General features: G+C 40.7%; 15 protein-coding genes and 4 pseudogenes. 9 read left to right on the plus strand and 10 right to left on the minus strand.

Annotated features, from left to right (window positions below):
- The first annotated feature begins 6 nt into the window (after positions 1–6).
- From rapZ to yjgA, 3 genes are read left to right on the plus strand one after another with little or no spacing between them, the layout of a single operon-like run.
- On the plus strand, positions 7–858 hold the full coding sequence (gene rapZ / locus F973_RS06840; RefSeq protein ID WP_004760830.1) for an RNase adapter RapZ: 852 nt from the start codon (positions 7–9) through the stop codon (positions 856–858).
- Positions 855–1,124: an HPr family phosphocarrier protein gene (locus F973_RS06845; protein ID WP_004760832.1), complete on the plus strand. Its 270-nt coding sequence runs from the start codon at positions 855–857 to the stop codon at positions 1,122–1,124. The genes rapZ and F973_RS06845 overlap by 4 nt, the downstream gene beginning before the upstream one ends.
- Positions 1,125–1,126: 2 nt before the next feature.
- Positions 1,127–1,663 (plus strand): ribosome biogenesis factor YjgA, encoded by a 537-nt coding sequence (gene yjgA, locus F973_RS06850; RefSeq protein WP_004681698.1) that lies wholly within the window; start codon positions 1,127–1,129, stop codon positions 1,661–1,663.
- Between the two features lie 252 nt (positions 1,664–1,915).
- Here the strand turns inward: yjgA and F973_RS15045 are convergent.
- Positions 1,916–2,808 (minus strand): annotated as a pseudogene (locus tag F973_RS15045) (IS3 family transposase); the annotation flags it as partial.
- A gap of 82 nt (positions 2,809–2,890) precedes the next feature.
- Here F973_RS15045 and F973_RS06860 point away from each other — a divergent pair.
- Positions 2,891–3,506, plus strand: a pseudogene (locus F973_RS06860) (IS982 family transposase).
- 372 nt (positions 3,507–3,878) lie between these two features.
- The gene (gene omp38 / locus F973_RS06865; protein ID WP_004760836.1) at positions 3,879–4,910 is read left to right on the plus strand and encodes an outer membrane protein Omp38; all 1,032 of its coding nucleotides are present in this window, start codon (positions 3,879–3,881) and stop codon (positions 4,908–4,910) included.
- 48 nt (positions 4,911–4,958) lie between these two features.
- Here omp38 and F973_RS15225 read toward each other — a convergent pair whose 3' ends face one another.
- From F973_RS15225 to F973_RS06885, 5 genes and pseudogenes are all read right to left on the minus strand, one after another.
- A complete protein-coding gene (locus F973_RS15225; RefSeq protein ID WP_004681689.1) occupies positions 4,959–5,120 on the minus strand; it encodes a hypothetical protein in 162 nt (53 codons plus the stop codon).
- A 4-nt stretch (positions 5,121–5,124) separates the two neighbouring features.
- On the minus strand, positions 5,125–6,330 hold the full coding sequence (locus F973_RS06870) for an RtcB family protein (RefSeq protein WP_004760838.1): 1,206 nt from the start codon (positions 6,328–6,330) through the stop codon (positions 5,125–5,127).
- 255 nt (positions 6,331–6,585) lie between these two features.
- Positions 6,586–8,044: pseudogene (locus F973_RS15050) on the minus strand (amino acid permease).
- A gap of 278 nt (positions 8,045–8,322) precedes the next feature.
- Positions 8,323–9,348 (minus strand): class I SAM-dependent methyltransferase, encoded by a 1,026-nt coding sequence (locus F973_RS06880; RefSeq protein WP_004760843.1) that lies wholly within the window; start codon positions 9,346–9,348, stop codon positions 8,323–8,325.
- A gap of 61 nt (positions 9,349–9,409) precedes the next feature.
- Complete coding sequence (locus F973_RS06885) at positions 9,410–10,768, minus strand: uracil-xanthine permease family protein (protein ID WP_004760845.1); 1,359 nt, start codon at positions 10,766–10,768, stop codon at positions 9,410–9,412.
- Between the two features lie 177 nt (positions 10,769–10,945).
- Here F973_RS06885 and typA point away from each other — a divergent pair, with 177 nt between their 5' ends.
- The 3 genes from typA to F973_RS06900 all read left to right on the plus strand — a co-directional run bounded on the left by typA (position 10,946) and on the right by F973_RS06900 (position 13,964).
- The gene (gene typA, locus F973_RS06890; protein ID WP_004681681.1) at positions 10,946–12,781 is read left to right on the plus strand and encodes a translational GTPase TypA; all 1,836 of its coding nucleotides are present in this window, start codon (positions 10,946–10,948) and stop codon (positions 12,779–12,781) included.
- A 243-nt stretch (positions 12,782–13,024) separates the two neighbouring features.
- On the plus strand, positions 13,025–13,456 hold the full coding sequence (mscL, locus tag F973_RS06895) for a large conductance mechanosensitive channel protein MscL (RefSeq protein ID WP_004678293.1): 432 nt from the start codon (positions 13,025–13,027) through the stop codon (positions 13,454–13,456).
- A gap of 157 nt (positions 13,457–13,613) precedes the next feature.
- A complete protein-coding gene (locus F973_RS06900) occupies positions 13,614–13,964 on the plus strand; it encodes a gamma-glutamylcyclotransferase family protein (RefSeq protein ID WP_004760846.1) in 351 nt (116 codons plus the stop codon).
- A gap of 14 nt (positions 13,965–13,978) precedes the next feature.
- On the opposite strand, the gene F973_RS06905 is transcribed toward F973_RS06900, so the two are convergent.
- The 3 genes from F973_RS06905 to F973_RS14605 form a co-directional block, all read right to left on the minus strand.
- A complete protein-coding gene (locus F973_RS06905; protein WP_004678291.1) occupies positions 13,979–14,266 on the minus strand; it encodes a peptidylprolyl isomerase in 288 nt (95 codons plus the stop codon).
- A gap of 32 nt (positions 14,267–14,298) precedes the next feature.
- Positions 14,299–15,117: a bifunctional DNA-formamidopyrimidine glycosylase/DNA-(apurinic or apyrimidinic site) lyase gene (gene mutM / locus F973_RS06910; RefSeq protein WP_004678290.1), complete on the minus strand. Its 819-nt coding sequence runs from the start codon at positions 15,115–15,117 to the stop codon at positions 14,299–14,301.
- Between the two features lie 235 nt (positions 15,118–15,352).
- A protein-coding gene (locus F973_RS14605) for an IS3-like element ISAcsp5 family transposase (protein WP_155756461.1) occupies positions 15,353–16,482 on the minus strand; the annotation gives its coding sequence in 2 pieces (ribosomal slippage) (positions 15,353–16,230 and positions 16,230–16,482; 1,131 coding nt in all).
- Between the two features lie 84 nt (positions 16,483–16,566).
- On the opposite strand from F973_RS14605, the pseudogene F973_RS06925 reads away from it, so the two are divergent.
- Positions 16,567–17,100 (plus strand): annotated as a pseudogene (locus F973_RS06925) (TonB-dependent receptor domain-containing protein); the annotation flags it as partial.
- Positions 17,101–17,302: 202 nt separating this feature from the next.
- On the opposite strand, the gene F973_RS06930 reads toward F973_RS06925, so the two are convergent.
- Positions 17,303–18,109: a tetratricopeptide repeat protein gene (locus F973_RS06930; protein WP_004760852.1), complete on the minus strand. Its 807-nt coding sequence runs from the start codon at positions 18,107–18,109 to the stop codon at positions 17,303–17,305.
- Positions 18,110–18,272 lie beyond the last annotated feature (163 nt).

Raw genomic sequence — 18,272 nt, forward strand, 5'->3', positions numbered from 1 at the left:
AACGTCATGAAGCGTATTCTTATCGTGACAGGACAATCAGGCTCAGGAAAATCCTCTGCATTACAGGTGCTTGAAGACTTGGGCTATTACTGTATAGATAACCTGCCTTTGGCGTTGTTGCCTGAAATTGTGTCAAAACTGGATTACGAGAATAATCTTGAGCAGTTGGCTCTGGGCGTTGATGTCCGTAGCACCCGTGCCGATATGCAGGAGTTTGACCATGTTTTTGAACAATTGCAAAAACACGGTACGGTCGATATCATTTACCTGACTACCCAGGATCAGGATCTGGTTTCCCGCTTTAGCGCCTCACGTAGGCCGCATCCGCTGGCAAACCGTTTTAACAGCCTGTTGCAGTGCATACAGGAAGAAAAACAGCTTCTGATTCCGATCCAGTTCCGTTCCACCGTGCATATTGATACCACCGATAAAAGTGTCCATGATTTAAAGCATATCCTACTGTCCAAACTGGGTCAGTCGGACAAGTTGATCGTGATACTGCAATCATTTGGCTATAAGCATGGCATTCCGCTGGATGCGGATTATGTGTTTGATGTACGTCATCTGCCTAATCCACACTGGGATTTGGAACTGCGCCGTTTTTCAGGTTTGGATGAACCTGTGCGCCGCTTTTTAGAGGGTAGTCAGCAAACCAACGAGATGTTTGAAGATATCAATCGCTTTCTGGAAAAGTGGTTGCCCGCTTTCGCAGAGGGGCATCGCCATTACATGACCATTTCAGTGGGATGTACGGGTGGGCAGCACCGTTCGGTTTATATTGTGGATAGACTCAAGCAGGCCCTTGAGGCAAAATGGACTGTCCAAATCTTACATAGAGAAATGAAGCACTGGTCATGATAGACACAACAATTGATGTAATTAATAAACTCGGCTTACACGCACGTGCATCTGGTAAACTGATCGAGGTAACCACCAGGTTTCGTTCCTCCATTCAAATTGGCAAGGGCGACAAGCTGGTTGATGCAAAGAATATTATGTCATTGTTGATGCTGGGTGCGGGTAAGGGCACCACACTGAGACTGGTGATTGACGGTGCCGATGAAGAGAAGGCACTGGAAGAAATTCAAACGCTGTTCGCAGCAAAATTTTACGAGGCAGAGTAATAGTGGCACGTGGACCCCAGCGTTATACCGATGAAGATTTTGAGTCATTAGAAGGGCGTGCGAGTCGAACCGAGCAAAAAAAGGCGGTTCAGCGTATGGCAGCCTTGGGTGAGCAACTGGCTCAACTCAATCCCAAGCAGATTCAAAAACTTCCTGTCGATGAGCGCCTAATTGACGCATTGCTTGAAGTGCAGAAGATCAGCTCATTTGAGGCACGTCGTCGCCAGTTCCAGCGTGTGGGCAAGTTGCTTCGCAATGAGGATGAAAGCACCATTTTATCCTATTTAACGCCGCAGCAGGGCGCGAAGAAACAAATGCAACTGATGCGTTGGGTAGACCGTATGATTGACCAGGGTGATCCAATTATTAACGAGTTCAGCAAGGTGTTTAACGCCTCTGAACGTCATACCCTACGCCAGCATGTACTGCGTATTCATCGGGATATCAAGCAGCAGGTCAGTGAGGAGGAGCTTGAAGCCTCTAAACGCAAGTTTGTCAACTATGTACAGCAAGTGGCCTTGTTATCAGATCAGGGTTAAAGCTCCAAAGAGTGTGTCTCAAAACAAAATATTCTTGTAAATTCTGTTCGAAATTCACTCAAATTGAGCACATAAAAGTAAGCGTCCGATGAACACACCTTATGAATTCGTCCTATAAGCCTTTAAGCCTTAATTTAGTCCCCACTTAAAAACAAGTGGGGACTTAAATTTATGACTACAAATAACCAGACAGAGGTGGCCCCACATGTTTGAACAACTAAAAGCTTATTTATAAGTGATATTCTGCTCTAGTTAAGCTACCTTATTTTGTTGTGGTAGCTGGTCATAGTAAAACTCATCTGGAGTCATTTTGTCCAGACTCGAATGAGGCCGTTTCAAATTATAAAATTCAAAATATGCGTTTAATTGCTTCTTCGCATCCAAAACATTGCTGTAGGCTTTGAGATACACCTCTTCATATTTAACGCTTTTCCATAACCGTTCAACCATCACATTATCAATCCATGAGCAGTATACTGCGCAAGTTTACCATCCATGCTGATTTGGATGTCATTTGATTTCAATGCTTCAATAAATGCATCACTGGTGAACTAACTGCCTTGGTCTGTATTAAAGATTTCAGGTCGGCCATATTTTTTAATCGCTTCATTTAAAGCCGAAATACAAAAATCCACCTCCATACTCATCGATACCCTATGCGCAAGTACCTTGCGGCTATGCCAATCAATCACAGCACATAAATAAACAAAACCTTTTGCCATAGGGATATACGTTATATCCGTAGACCACACTTGATTACTCCGCTGAATACTCAATCCTTTGAGCAGATGTGGATATTTACGCTGAGCTTGATTGGCCTGACTTGGATTTGGTTTACGATATAACGCATTAATGCCCATTTTCTTCATTAAAGTACGTGTATGACGTCGTCCTATATGATGTCCTTGACGATTCAACAAATCACGCATCATACGGCTACCTGCAAAAGGATATTGCATATGTAATTCATCCATACAGCGCATCAGCTTCAGATCTGATGCACTCGCAGGTTTTGGGCGATAATAATAACAACCACGGGAGACTTTCAGCAGCTTAGCTTGCTTAGATACTGAAATCTGAAGTGAGTCGTCGATTAACTTTTGTGGTTGAAGCGGACCAGTTTCTTCAACACACTTTCTAAAAAAACGTGAATTCGGGATAAGGAAGTTGTAAAAGGATAGGCATTTAAGTCAAAATTTAACCATGACAAAAAACAATGATCTCAAAATGCCTATCGACACACCGCTTACAACACTTTTCTGCCTAATTGATGATTTCTGCACTGATATTTCAGAGCAGGTTGAGCAATACATGCTCACTTGTGGCAAGATTAATCGTGTATTTGCCGATAGTGCAACTCGGGGGAAAACTTCTGTCGGCTGGTTTTATGGTTTTAAGATTCATTTGATTTGTGATCATATCGGACGCTTAATTTCTTATTGTATTACAACGGGTAACGTAGATGATCGTAAAGTATTGCCCGATCTAATTGAACATTCACAACTCACAGGTAAATTGTTTGGTGATCGTGGCTATGTGGGTAAGAATTGGAGATCTCGTCTTGCGGAAGTCGGTGTTCAACTCCTCACACGAGTAAAAAGAAATATGAAACCCCAATCCCTGGATGCTTTTGATAGTGCAGTATTAAGAAAACGAGGAATGATTGAAGCTCTCATCTGATGAAAAGCCAGTTTGATCTTGAACATACTCGCCACAGATCAAAAATAGGGCTACTGACTACAATATTTGCTGCTTTAACATTATATGCTTTGATGTTTGTAAATGGATATAAGTCTGGGATTCAGCAGATTTTAAAAAACCGATTGAAGTAAAATCTGCTTAAACCGAATTCACGTTACATAAGTGAATCATTAATAAAACGAGCAGAAAAAGTCTTGTTCTATATTTGAAAGAAATGTTGGAATTGTTTAGTCTTATTGAAAAGTTTTTGATATGTGATTAAAATTTTGATTAAAAAATGATAGACTTCATGCGCTAGAACAACGTTGCATGAAAATTTACTTAGCTGCTATCTTGAGTGGGGGATAATATCTTTCGAGAGTCGAGGGCTAAATATTGCTAAATGCTTGGAAAATTTCTCAAGTGTTTGTATGATTCAACGTGAAATGAATGACTGAGACAGATAGAATAAGTCATCAGTGTTCAAAAAATTACTAGAGCAAGCTTAAATAATTTTTATCTTTGGAGGATATCCATGAAATTGAGTCGTATTGCACTTGCTATGCTTGTTGCTGCCCCTTTAGTTGCTAATGCGGGTGTCACTGTTACCCCTTTAATGCTTGGTTATACAAAGTATGATACGGAGCATAATAATAATGGTGATAAAGGTAGTTTAACAACAGGCGCAGAACTTGATGATGATTTATTCGTTGGCGCTGCGTTAGGTATTGAATTAACGCCTTGGTTAGGTGCTGAAGTTGAATATAGTCAAATCAAAGGTGATGTAAGTAATGGTGGTGAGTATAAAGGTCGTAACCTCGCGGGTAACCTTTATGTTACTTCTGATCTAATCACAAAGAATTACGATAGTAAAATTAAACCATATGTGCTTGCTGGTGCAGGTCACTATAAATATGACGTAGATGCGGTACGTGATGGTGAAGAAGGTACGCTAGCAAATGCTGGTGGTGGTGTTTTCTGGCGTATTAATGATGCTCTATCACTTCGTACTGAAGCTCGTGGTACATACCATTTTGATGAAAAATTTTGGAACTATACAGCGCTTGCTGGTTTAAACGTTGTTCTTGGTGGCCATTTGAAGCCTGCTGCCCCTGTGGTGGAAGTTGTTCCAGTACCAGTACCAGTACCAGTACCAGTTCAGCCACAGCCACAAGAGTTGACTGAAGACCTTAACATGGAACTTCGTGTATTCTTTGATACCAACAAGTCAGACATCAAGCCGCAGTACAAGTCTGAAATTGCGAAAGTGGCAGAGAAATTGTCTGAGTATCCGAATGCGACTGCTCGCATTGAAGGTCACACAGACAACACGGGTCCACGTAAGTTGAACGAACGTTTATCTTTAGCTCGTGCCAACTCTGTTAAGTCTGCACTTGTGAATGAATACAATGTTAACGCAACTCGCTTGACAACTCAGGGCTTCGCTTGGGATCAACCGATTGCAGACAACAAGACTAAAGAAGGTCGTGCTATGAACCGTCGCGTATTCGCTGCGATCACTGGTAGCCGTACTGTTGTTGTACAACCAGGTCAACAAGCTCAGTAATTGAGTCTTGATGATATGAAAGGGCGGCTCAATTGAGCCGCTTTTTTACTAGAGCCAAGCAGTTTTGTTCAGGAACTTTTTGGTATCTTTACGTTCCTTACGATGTTGGGATTTCGGTTTTTCGCTTTCATGAATGCCTCCCTTGTGAAGTAAAGGAGAGAGTGCAACAGGATTGCGAGCCTTAATTTTTGGCATATCTTTAAGTTTCATCGTCTTAGCCTTTAATACATAAAATTTGTTTGAGTGTATGTACAATTTCAATCAAGTCAGACTGGTTTGCCATGACTTGATCAATGTCTTTGTATGCACTCGGAATCTCATCAATTACACCTGCATCTTTACGACATTCTATCCCTTGGGTTTGTTGAATCAAATCATCTTGACTGAACAGTAACTTTGCCTTGTTACGACTCATTTTTCGTCCTGCACCATGTGAACATGAACAGAATGATTCAGGATTTGCCTTGCCCTTAACAATATAAGAGCGAGCACCCATTGAACCTGGGATGATACCGAGTTCATCCTGACCTGCCCGAATAGCGCCTTTACGGGTAATTAATAAATCTTTGCCAAAATGATTCTCCCGACTGACATAGTTATGGTGGCAATTAATCGCTTCTTTAGTCATTTGAAAGGGGGGGAGAAGTGGGCGAATGGCTTCCAGAATTAGTCGCATCATTTCCCGACGATTCTCAAAAGCATAGTTTTGTGCCCATTCCACTGCTTCCACATAGTCATTGAAACTGGCTGAACCCTCAGCAAAGTAGCTTAAATCCTTGTCAGGGACATGACCAAAACGGTGCTGCGCTTCTTTCTTTGCCAGTTCGATAAAATAGGTGCCAATCACATTACCCAAGCCGCGACTACCTGAATGCAGCATGATCCAGACATCCTGATTTTCATCCAGACATAGCTCAATAAAATGGTTGCCACCACCTAAAGTGCCGAGTTGTTTTTGCCAGGTTGCATCAAACTTTCGCAGCATCCGAACCAAGCCTGGATGTTTTTGAATGATCGGCTGCAAGCGTTTTTCCAATGGAATAATGCTGGAAGCCTTGGCTTTGATTTGCTTGTGCAATTCAAAGCCGACAGGAACCTTGCGTTCAATTGCATGCCGTAACGGTGCAAGATTGTCTGGTAATTGGGATGCCTTGAGGTTGAGTCGAACTGCATTCATGCCACAACCAATATCCACACCTACCGCCGCAGGAATAATCGCGTTTTTGGTTGGAATCACGCTGCCAACGGTTGCACCTTTACCCACATGCACGTCTGGCATGACCGCAATATGTGAATAAATAAATTGCAGTTGTGCCATTTTCTTGAGTTGTTCAATACTGTCGCTATCAATGTCGTTGGTGAATATTTTCACTGGAACGCCATAATGCGCTTCTGCATTGAGAATTTTTTGTATGCCCATTTTCTTATCTCGGTTATTTTAATTTTTCTGTCCGAATAGGCATAAAAAAACCTAGCGAATGCCAGGTCTAATAAAGCATTCGGACAAGTGATCAGCAGATTTGTCACTTGTCCGTGAGACGACAACGTGCCAAACCTTAGTAAGTTATTCCTTGTAGTAATGGCATGATGTTGTCCTCCTATAAAATAGTGCCGTTGAAAATATGAGCGTGAATTTTACTCAAATTTTCATAATGGTCAAGTAAAAAATGGTTTTTTATTCGCCCTCTTTCACATTCATGTCTTTGTAGGCAATCAGTTTGGTTTTATGTTTCCATTTATAGCCTAACCAAATGATCAGGAATAATGGAATGCTAATATAGGTTGAAAGTAAGCCTAACCAGTCAATTTTGCCACCCAGAACTGCCTGATAATTTTGACCTAAAATAATGACTGAACAAAGAATAAATGCAAACCACGGTGCGAATGGGAAGAACTTGGCACGGTAGGCAAGGTCTATGATTTTATAGCCCTGTGCTGTATAGCCTTTGCGGAAACGGTAGTGTGAAATGGCAATGCCGAGCCAGACGATAAATCCGCACATGCCTGACATATTCAACAACCAGTTAAAAACCTGTTGCTCGCCAATAAAAGTGGTCAGGAAACAGAGCGCCGCAACGGCTGTGGTTGCATACAAGGCATTCATGGGAACGCCACGAGTATCCAGTTTGGAGAACCATTTTGGCGCACGCCCCTCTTTTGCCATATCAAACAGCATACGGGTAGAGGAGTACATGCCAGAGTTACCTGCTGACAAAATTGCACTCAGAATCACTGCATTCATTAAGCCTGCGGCAAAGGCCAAGCCTGCTTTTTCATACAGTAAGGTAAAGGGTGACAGGGCAATATTTTCACTTTCGGCTGCATGTAATAACAGTGGATTATCATAGCTGACCAATGTACCAATGATAAAAATACACAGGATATAGAACAGCAAAATCCGCCAGAAAATCTGTTTAATTGCCAATGGAATGGTTTTCTTTGGATCTTTGGATTCACCTGCGGCAACGCCCACCATTTCAGTGCCCTGAAACGAGAATCCTGCAATCATGGCGACTCCGACCAGTGCTTGCAGCCCCCCCCACAAAAGGCGCATCCCCCTTGGTCCAGTTGCTCCATACCGATACATCAGGTGTAAGCATGATTTTTACAATCATGGCGATCCCAATGATGATAAAGACGATAATCGCAACCACTTTAATCATGGAAAACCAGAATTCGCTTTCACCAAAACCTTTGACCGTCATGGCATTAATGCCAAAAATCACGGCAAGGAAAATGGCACTCCAGTAAAAACCTGCAATCTCAGGAAACCAGAATTTCATAATGAACTGTACTGCAACCAATTCAAAAGCGACAGTAATTGCCCAGTTATACCAGTAGTTCCAGCCCAGTGCGAAGCCAAAACCCTCTTCAACATAGCGGCTGCCATAGGTAAAGAATGCACCAGAGCTTGGGTTATGGGTGGCGAGTTCCCCTAGACTGGTCATCAGAAAATAAATCATGATACCAATTAAAGCATATGCCAATAACGCACCACCTGGACCTGCGGTGGCAATGGTAGAACCCGAAGCAAGGAATAAGCCTGTGCCAATTGAACCGCCAATGGCAATCATATTTAGGTGGCGTGCCCCAAGCTTACGCTGGAGATGCTGGGGAGCAGATGTATCGCTCATAAAAATTCCTTAAACTGTATAAGGGTCTGTTGACACTTTATATATGGGTTGCGTTATAGGCTGAAATTTCATCAATCAAGGCATGAAACGAAAGTAATAGCGACTCTATTACTAAGTTTCATAACGAAGAGTGAGGGAATTTCAACCATAACCCTTCGGGGCAGGAATATTTTTTGCCGCTATAGCGTTATGGCTGATTCATTTAGAATCACTAAATTTCATCACCCATGCCTTATACCGCCTAAAAAATATTCTCTGCCGCAACCATAGATAAAGTATCAGCTGACCCTGTTTGCACAGGCGTATAACACTTTGAATCCCTGTTGATCTGCTTTCACAAGACATTGACCAAAGCTCTGCTCAATCAGAGGTGGATAATTTAGAAAACGATTAGCCACGATCCATAGTTCACCTGAACTTTTCAGATGCTTTTTCGCCAATTGGCAGAGTTCTTCACTTGCATCGTAATTGGTATGAATACCTTGATGAAAAGGTGGATTACTGACGATGGCATCTAGATCTTTAGGTGCATCAACAAAACCTGTGACAGGCTGTAGATGTAGCTGTGTTAAATTTAAACCGTTTCGTTGAAAGGTCAGTTCAGTGGAGCGTAATGCAAATGCATCAACATCAAGTGCAAAAATGTGCTGGTTTGGATTAAGTTTGGCTAAATAAGCACTAATAATTCCAGCACCGCAACCAAAGTCGGCAATCTTGCCTGATTTTATTTGATTCAGGTAAGGCAATAGTACGGCTGTACCGACATCTAAATGGTTCTGGCTAAATACACCAGGTAGGGCGGTGATTTCTAGCTGCTCTTCTCCAATCTGAATGCTATAGCTTTTAATCCAATGTTCAAGTGGCTTTAATTGCCCAGTTTTTTCGATGATCATCTGCCAAAGTTGACAATGACGTGCGCTGTCAAGTTTCAGGGTTTTACCGTATTGCTGCAATTGTTTGGCAGCACGTTCAACACCGCCTTTTTTTTCACCTACTAAAAATACGCTTTGACCGAGTGTTAACTGGCTAACCACGACATGAAGAATATAATTCAATAACTCTTTAGATTTTGGAACGAAAATAACAACCTGATCAAAACTTGCTTGTGGCAACTCAACTGAAAAATGTGAGTTGATTCCTGCATTGAGAAAAGCTTGATGATCAGCATAATTCCAAGTCCAGACGGAAGCCTGAACCTGCTTGGGTAAATTTTTGGCAAGCTGATCATTTGGGGCATTGATCAATAGCACTTGCCCATTTAAATAATTCTGTTGTCTTAAAACAACTTCACTACGTGGATCCATTTTGATCTCTCATCAAAAACAAAGCCCAGTGGTAAAACTGGGCAGTGCGATTGCCAGATGGTTATTTGTGCGTTTCAGGTAAAACAATATTTAAAATCAAAGCGGCAATACCACCTGTTGCCACGCCTGAACTAAAGATGTTTTTAAATAGTTCAGGTAGGTGCTCCAGAATCTGGGGAACCTGCGCCACACCTAAACCCAATGCAAGTGAAATCGCAATAATCAGCAAAGCGCGGCGGTCTAGCTGGATACTGGCAAGGATATTGATTCCAGACGCAGCAACAGCACCGAACATCACCATTACCGCACCACCGAGCACAGCTTGGGGTACGGCCTGAATGACCGCTGCAACAGCAGGGAATAGTCCCAAAATAACCAGCAGCATGGCAATCCAGATCCCGACATAACGGCTTGCCACACCTGTCAATTGGATGACACCATTGTTTTGAGCAAACACAGAACTTGGGAATGTATTGAAAATACCCGCCAGAAATGAGTTCGCACCATTGACCAATACACCACCCTTAATTCGCTGCATCCAGATTGGACCATCAACAGGCTGGTTGGAAATTTTACTGGTGGCGGTTACATCACCAATCGCTTCCAGTGAAGTGACCAAATAGATAAATGCCATTGGAATAAACAGGCTCCATGAAAAGCTTAATCCAAAATGCATAGGCGTAGGAATCTGAATTAATGGGGCGTCTTGCAATACGGAAAAGTTTAAATGACCCATAAAGCCTGCAAGAATGTAACCAATGACCAAAGCAATTAAAATTGCTGAACTTTTCACCCAAATTATACGGATACGATTGAGTAGAATAATAATTCCCAGCACAGTACAGGACATGATCAGGTTATCTGCATTGGCAAAGGTATTGTCCTGCATCGCAGTATAACCACCGCCCATGCTGATCAAACCTTCTTTAATCAAGGTTAAGCCAATCAGCAAAACCACAATGCCTGTCACAAGTGGAGTAATCAGCTTTTTAACCCAGGGTAGAATTCTGGAGACACCCATTTCAATGAATGAACCCGCAATCACCACGCCAAAAATGGCTGCCATCACCTGTTCAACTGGCGTACCTGCTGCAACCATGGCACTACCGATTCCAATAATCGGACCAATAAAATTAAAGCTGGTCCCTTGGACAATTAGCAATCCTGCACCAAATGGTCCAACTTTTTTGCACTGTAAAAAGGTCGCAATCCCTGAAATAATCAATGACATGGACAGGATCATGTTGGTGTCTTCGCGGGACACGCCAAGTGCCAGACAGATCAATAACCCAGGGGTTACGATAGGCACCAGGATTGCCAAAAGATGCTGTAATGCTGCTAAAAATGCAACAAAAGGTTTCGGTTGATCATTGAGTCCATAGACCAGATCAAGCTGTTGTTGAGGTTGGGAATTTGGCATGGGAGTATAAAAAAGCGATAAGCATTAGTGGAATATTCTAATAGAGTTGGCCTACTTTACCAACGATTCTGTAACGTTTCGTCAGAAAAAAAGTACTCTGTCAATAAACTGTCACTACTAAAGTTTAGGATTCTTCTGTATAATTTGCCCTCAAATTTAAAGCGTATCGAATTTTACATGTCAGATATTAAAACTCTCCGTAACATTGCCATTATTGCGCACGTCGATCATGGTAAAACGACTCTTGTAGACAAACTTTTACAACAATCAGGTGCTCTTGGCGATCGCGCAGGCGAGATTGAACGTGTTATGGATTCTAACGCGCTTGAGTCTGAACGTGGTATTACCATTCTTGCAAAAAACACTGCAATCAAATGGTTAGATGCACGTACCAACACTGAATATCGCATCAACATCGTTGACACCCCAGGACACGCCGACTTCGGTGGCGAAGTTGAACGTGTAATGTCGATGGTTGACTGTGTATTGCTTCTTGTTGACTCTCAAGAAGGTCCAATGCCACAAACTCGTTTCGTAACGCAAAAAGCGTTCGCACGTGGTTTGAAGCCAATCGTAATCATTAACAAAGTTGACAAGCCAAGCGCTCGTTGTGATTGGGTTATTGATCAGGTATTTGATTTATTTGATAACTTGGGTGCAACTGATGAGCAATTGGATTTCCCAATCGTTTATGCTTCAGGTCTTCGTGGTGTTGCAGGTCCATCACCAGAGGAACTTGCTGATGATATGACACCATTGTTCCAAACAATTGTAGATATCGTAGAACCACCAGCAGTTGATGTTGATGGTCCGTTCCAAATGCAGATTTCTTCACTTGACTATAACAGCTTCGTTGGTGTTATTGGTGTTGGTCGTATTCAACGTGGTTCTGTAAAATTGAACACTCAAGTGACTGTAATTGATAAAGAAGGTAAGACACGTAACGGTCGTATCCTTAAAATTATGGGTTACCACGGTTTAGAGCGTGTTGATGTTGAATCTGCATCAGCAGGCGATATCATCTGTATTACAGGTATTGATGCACTCAATATTTCTGACACGATTTGCGACCCGAAAAATGTTGAAGCGTTACCGCCATTGTCTGTAGATGAACCTACAGTTTCGATGACGTTCCAAGTGAACAACTCACCATTTGCGGGTAAAGAAGGTAAATTCGTGACTTCACGTAATATTCGTGAACGTCTTGACCGCGAATTGATTCACAATGTGGCATTACGTGTTGAAGATACGGATAGTCCAGACCGTTTCAAGGTTTCTGGTCGTGGTGAACTTCACCTTTCAGTATTGATTGAAAACATGCGTCGTGAAGGCTTCGAGATGGGTGTTTCTCGTCCACAAGTCATCATGAAAGAAATCGATGGTGAAAAACAAGAGCCATACGAAAATGTAACGTTTGATGTTGAAGAACAGCATCAAGGTTCAGTTATGGAACAAATGGGCTTCCGTAAAGGTGAAATGACCAATATGGAAGTTGATGGTAAAGGTCGTATCCGTATTGAAGCGACTGTACCTTCACGTGGTTTGATTGGTTTCCGTTCAGAGTTCCTGACCATGACCTCTGGTACAGGGATTATGACATCAAGCTTCTCACATTACGGTCCAGCAAAAGCAGGTACTGTGGCGAAGCGTCAAAACGGTGTGTTGATCTCTATGGTTCAAGGTACTTGCTTGGGCTATGCATTATTTACACTTCAAGACCGTGGTCGTTTATTTGCTAAACCACAGCTTGAAGTATATGAAGGCATGATCATCGGTATTAACTCCCGTTCAGACGATATGGTTGTTAACCCAACTAAAGCGAAACAGCTCACCAACGTCCGTGCATCTGGTACTGATGAAGCATTGACTTTAACACCTGCACTGGAATATACGCTTGAACAAGCGCTTGAATTCATTGAAGATGATGAGCTAGTTGAAGTAACACCAAAATCAATTCGTATTCGTAAGCGTTACTTGACTGAAAACGAACGTAAGCGTAACCGTGATAAATAATTTTTCTTAACTGAAAAAGAAAAAACCGCTAATTCTGTTTAGCGGTTTTTTATTATATAAAATAAATGAATACATCATGCTTAAGTTCATATTTTTATTACAATAAAATATGTTGTTAAAGTGTGAAATAACTTTCTTTTTTTCAGAATAATATAATATTATCAATATTATGATGAATAACTGTGCCTATGTAATAAACAATGCAAAAGTAGGTGCGATCACGTCAATTCTGGAGAGTTATAAATGAGTATTATTCAAGAATTTAAAGAATTTGCCATCAAAGGCAATATGATGGATCTTGCCATTGGTGTCATCATTGGTGGTGCATTTGGTAAAATCATTGATTCATTGGTGAAAGATATCATCATGCCACTTATTTCAGTTATTACAGGTGGAGGTGTTGATTTTACCCAGAAGTTTATTGTGCTCGGAGACAATCCAAATAATTTACAGTCTTTAGATCAATTAACAAAAGCAGGTGTCAATGTTTTGACCTATGGTAATTTCTTAACCATCTTTCTTAATTTCATTATTTTGGCATGGGTTGTGTTTCTTATGGTGAAAGTGATGAACCGTATTCGTAAACAACAGGAAGTCGCTCCTGAACCAGCAGCAACACCAGAAGATATTCAGTTGTTACGTGAAATCCGTGATGAATTGAAAAAACAGGGTTAAAAATTCCTGAAAATAAAATGGCATCTCGATATGCCATTTTTTATGCCTGATTGAAAAATAATTGGTAAAAGTTATTTCAATAATTGGAGATACTAAACATGGAAAGTTTAATTATTTCACTTTAACATGCTGAAAAATATTAAAGTGGGATAAATCTATGAATCGCTTGTTTGTCTACGGCACACTTTGCCCAAATCGGGAGAATGCCCATATTCTTGCTGGAATAGGTGGTGACTGGGAAAAAGCTTCTATACATGGAACAATTCATATTTTAGATTGGGGACCAGATAAGGGTTTACCCGCCATTATTTTAAATGAAAAAGACGCATTGGTAGAAGGTTATCTGTTTAGCACTGAAAAATTGGCAGAAAATTGGCAAATGCTGGATGATTTTGAGGGTGTGCAATATACAAGAGTGCAAGTAAAAACCTTTTTAGATTCTGGTGAAATTGTACAGGCATGGACTTATGTCATGAATGAGCAGATATGGGTCCCTCATTCACGATAAAAGAAAGGCTTCAATCAAAAACCCTCCATACGAAATTTAATTTCAACCAGATGAAAACCAAACTGGCTTTTAATTGGACCGTGTAAGACTCTCTCCGCGGCAGTAAAAACCAGTTTGTCGATCACAGAAACAAGCTGCCCTTTTTTCACTTCACCGAGTTCACCACCACGTTTTGCTGAGTTGCATGTTGAATATTGCTTGGCAATTTTCGCAAAGTCCGCGCCAGAATGAATCCGCTTTTTCAGTTGTTCTGCCAAGTCTTTATCCTTGACGAGAATATGTCGAACAATTGCGGTTTGCATAAATCACTCTCCTTGAGAAAACATTGAAATAACTAAGCTTTCTTATTTAAGGGTTGACACTGTGGGCAGAACACACTGGCGCGTTGTCCCAACTTTAAATTCTCCAGCGTGGTTTCGCAGTTGACACACATTTCACCTGCACGACCATAAGCAAGCAGCGTTTGTTGGAAATAACCATTTTCACCCATCGCATTACTATAGTCACGCAAAGTTGATCCACCTAAATCAATTGCTTGTTTTAGGATGCGCTTGACCTCAATCACCAACTTTTCAACTTGTGCTTGAGTTAAAGTTAAAGCAGGTTGCGCAGGATGAACTCCAATATTGAAGAGACTTTCAGTTGCGTAAATATTACCAACACCTACCACCACATGATTATCCATAAGTGCAATTTTAATACCGACATTCTTCTTATTTAGCTTTTCTAACAAATAAGTCGCATTAAAATCTTCACTTAAAGGTTCTGGACCAAGTGTGTCAATAAGCTTGGACTGATTGTCCTGATCTAGCCAAAGAATACAGCCAAAACGACGTGGATCATGATAGCGCAGTTGAATATCTTCAAAATCAATAATTAAATGATCATGTTTCCGCAATTCGTCACTGGGTTGGCACAAGCGAAAACTACCTGACATGCCTAAATGCCAAAGCATTTGATCTTGTTCGAATTCAGCCAAAATATATTTGGAACGACGTTTGAGTTGAATTAAACGTTGACCAATTAATTTTTCAAGATCATCAGGGATAGGCCAGCGCAAACTAGGATTGTGTACTCTTATAGCTTGTACACGTTGCTCTAAAAGCGGCAGTAAACTGGTTTTTGTGGTTTCAACTTCTGGAAGTTCGGGCATTCTGTAATTCCATGCAATGTAATACAATTACTAAGGTATTGATTAATAAAAATATATATGATTTTTGCAATGTATCTAAATGTATGGCAATGCATTGCTAATACCGTCATTTTGACGGTATAATTTAATATACCGTCAAGTAAAATATGAGCCAATTATCAAACATAATGTGGTTCCGTTAATTAGACCACTCAATTCAGTTTTATAAGTGATAAATCCGCTCTAAATATTTAAATTATGCTGCCATTACTTTTAGTAAATGTTGATCATAAAATTCATTTGGTGTTGCCTTATTCAAACTTGAATGAGGACGTATCATGTTATAAAAATCCAAATATTCAGCAATTGATTGTTTCGCTTGTTTAACCGTATCGTAAGCCTTCAAATAGACTTCCTCATGCTTCACGCTGCGCCATAACCGCTCAATCATCACATTATCTCTCCACCGTCCTTTCCCATCCATACTGATACGGATATTTCGCAATTTTAACTCATTCAAAAATGCCTCGCTTGTGAATTGACTGCCTTGGTCTGTATTAAATACCTCTGGACAACCATATTTCACAATTGCTTCTTGCAACGCATCTATGCAAAAGTCTGTTTCCATACTGATCGATACACGATGAGCCAGTACTTTACGACTATGCCAATCTATAATTGCACACAGATAGACAAAGCCTTTAGCCATAGGAATGTATGTGATATCTGTACACCAGACTTGATTAGAGTGATCGATGACCATGTTTTTCAACAGATATGGGAAAATACGGTGTGCAAGATTAGGCTTACTGGTATTGGGTTTTGGATACAAGGCATGTATTCCCATCAAGCGCATTAAACGTCGGACTTTACGCCGACCTATTTGATGTCCTTGACGCTGTAGCATATCTCGTATCATTCGACTGCCCATAAAGGGGTAGTCGAGATGAATTTCATCGATCAGACGCATCAAACTCAAATCAGTTGATGAAATCTCTTTGGGCTTGTAATACAACGTACTGCGATTGATTTGAATCAATTGCGATTGTTGTCGTACCGAAAGTTGATGGGTCTTATCGATCATTTTTTGCCGCTCAGCTGCCCTATTTTTCTGAGCGCACCTTCTAAAAAATCAATTTGCAATGCCTGATGTCCTATCTTGGCATGTAAAGCTTTGAGGTCAATCTCAGGTTCTTGTTGTGCTGTTGGTCGTGAAAAAATATTGACTGATTGCTCAAGCAGTTGATTTTTCCAATCGATGATTTGGTTTTGATGTAAATCGAATTGAGTAGAAAGTTCAGCGAGTGTGTGGTCGCCTTTAATTGCTGCGAGAGCAACTTTAACTTTAAACTCTGCTGAATGATTACGACGTTTTCTTCGTGTCATGGTTGACTCCAAAAACAAGCATTTCCCATGCTTATTGGGGAGTAGATTATCACTTATAGACGTGGTCTAAAATCCTAGAACCACATCACTTATATCGGACAGCGGCAAGTCATTCAATATCAGTCTATTCCTGATATAGTTCAAAAAAATCCAAATACACCTTATCAGGTGGGTGGGGTGATTGATTTTAAACGTGACTACTATGGAACTGATTTCCGATGGACGGGTAAGGATTTACTTCCTCAAACCCAATTTACCGCTGGTGTTTCTATAGATGCCATGAATGAAGATCGGCAGGGTTTCCAAAATTTTAATGATCAGGGTGATAAAGGGATTGTGGGTGCTTTGCGCCGAGATGAGCGAAATAATTTATGGAATATTGATCCTTATCTACAAGCACCATGGTCATTTCTACCCAAAATGCGTTTAGATACGGGGATACGATACAGTAACGTACATTACAAATCCAAAGATCATTATATTGTTGGTCTAAATGGTGATAATAGCGGTAAAACAACTTATGAAGAAATCTTGCCATCCGTTGCTTTAAGTTGGCAATTCATGCCACAGGCATTGATCTATGCAAGTTATGCCAAAGGCTTTGAAACACCAACATTCATGGTTTTTCTCGGGTAGATAACCTGTTTAATAAAAATTATATCGGTTCAGTGATCGTAAATGATGGTAATGGGCGTTTCTATGAACCAGCAGATGGGCGTAACTGGAGTGCGGGTTTTTCCGTAACTAAGCAATTCTAACCATATGAATCACCAAATACCTTATCTTGAAAGAATAGGTATTTGGTGAATTTTTACAATATTTATGGCTTTGCGCCAGATGCTTTAGCTTGCTTTTGTTGAGCTTCAATCTGTTCTACTTTGGCCAAGGATTCTTTAGCTTGAGGGATACCTTGTCTCGCTAGCTCGGTAAAAATCTTTTTCGCCTCAGGTAGATTTTGCTGAAGAATATCACCATTTGCGAGCATATTACCCAAAGCCATTAAAGACGGTGCATAACCTTTTTCAGCAAGTGATTGGATAGATCTAATCGCTTGTTGACGCGTAACAGGATTCTTATTTTTAACCCCTTGTCCAAGATCATATATCGCTCTGATATGCATTGCAGGGTAATAATTCTTCTGAATTAATGGTCTGAGTTGGCGAATTGCAATTTGATCTGTCTCAGGTTTACCCTGAGCAAATAATAAAGTTGCGATTTCAACAATAGCTTCTTCGGACCCTTGTTTAGATGCTTTATCGAGGTACTCTTTAAATTTTTGAGTGTCTTTGCTTAAACCTAAGTTACCTTGACGATAGGCTTGGGCAATCACGAAGCTTGCTTTCCCGAAACCTTTATTTGAAGCATCTTGATAATATTGCAGTGCTTTCTTTTCATCTTTATTGGTTCCTTGACCATGTTGGGTCATGGAGCCAAGATTATAGATTGCTTGAGCATTTCCAGATTCTGCAAGACGTTGCATTTCTGCAAATGCTGCTGGGTAATTTTTTGCCTCGTAGAGTTGAGTTGCTTTTGCAAATACATCGGGCTTATTGGTTGCTTTGTTGTCTGCTGCCAATGTTGAGTGGCTTGCAACGATCATTAGACTGGCAATGAGCAACTTTTTCATCTTTTTTTCCTTTCCTTCATTTCTGCTCAAATCCTTTGTTGTTGGCAGAAAACAATGTTGTGACCCAAGTAAGTTTAAGAGTTTGGCATAAAATGTAAATGTAAATTTTGTATGTCAATATTTATGGCTAAATATATTCTAGCTTTGTAGTATTTTGAAATAT

Source organism: Acinetobacter sp. CIP 102129, from assembly GCF_000368305.1.
Lineage (GTDB): Bacteria > Pseudomonadota > Gammaproteobacteria > Pseudomonadales > Moraxellaceae > Acinetobacter > Acinetobacter parvus.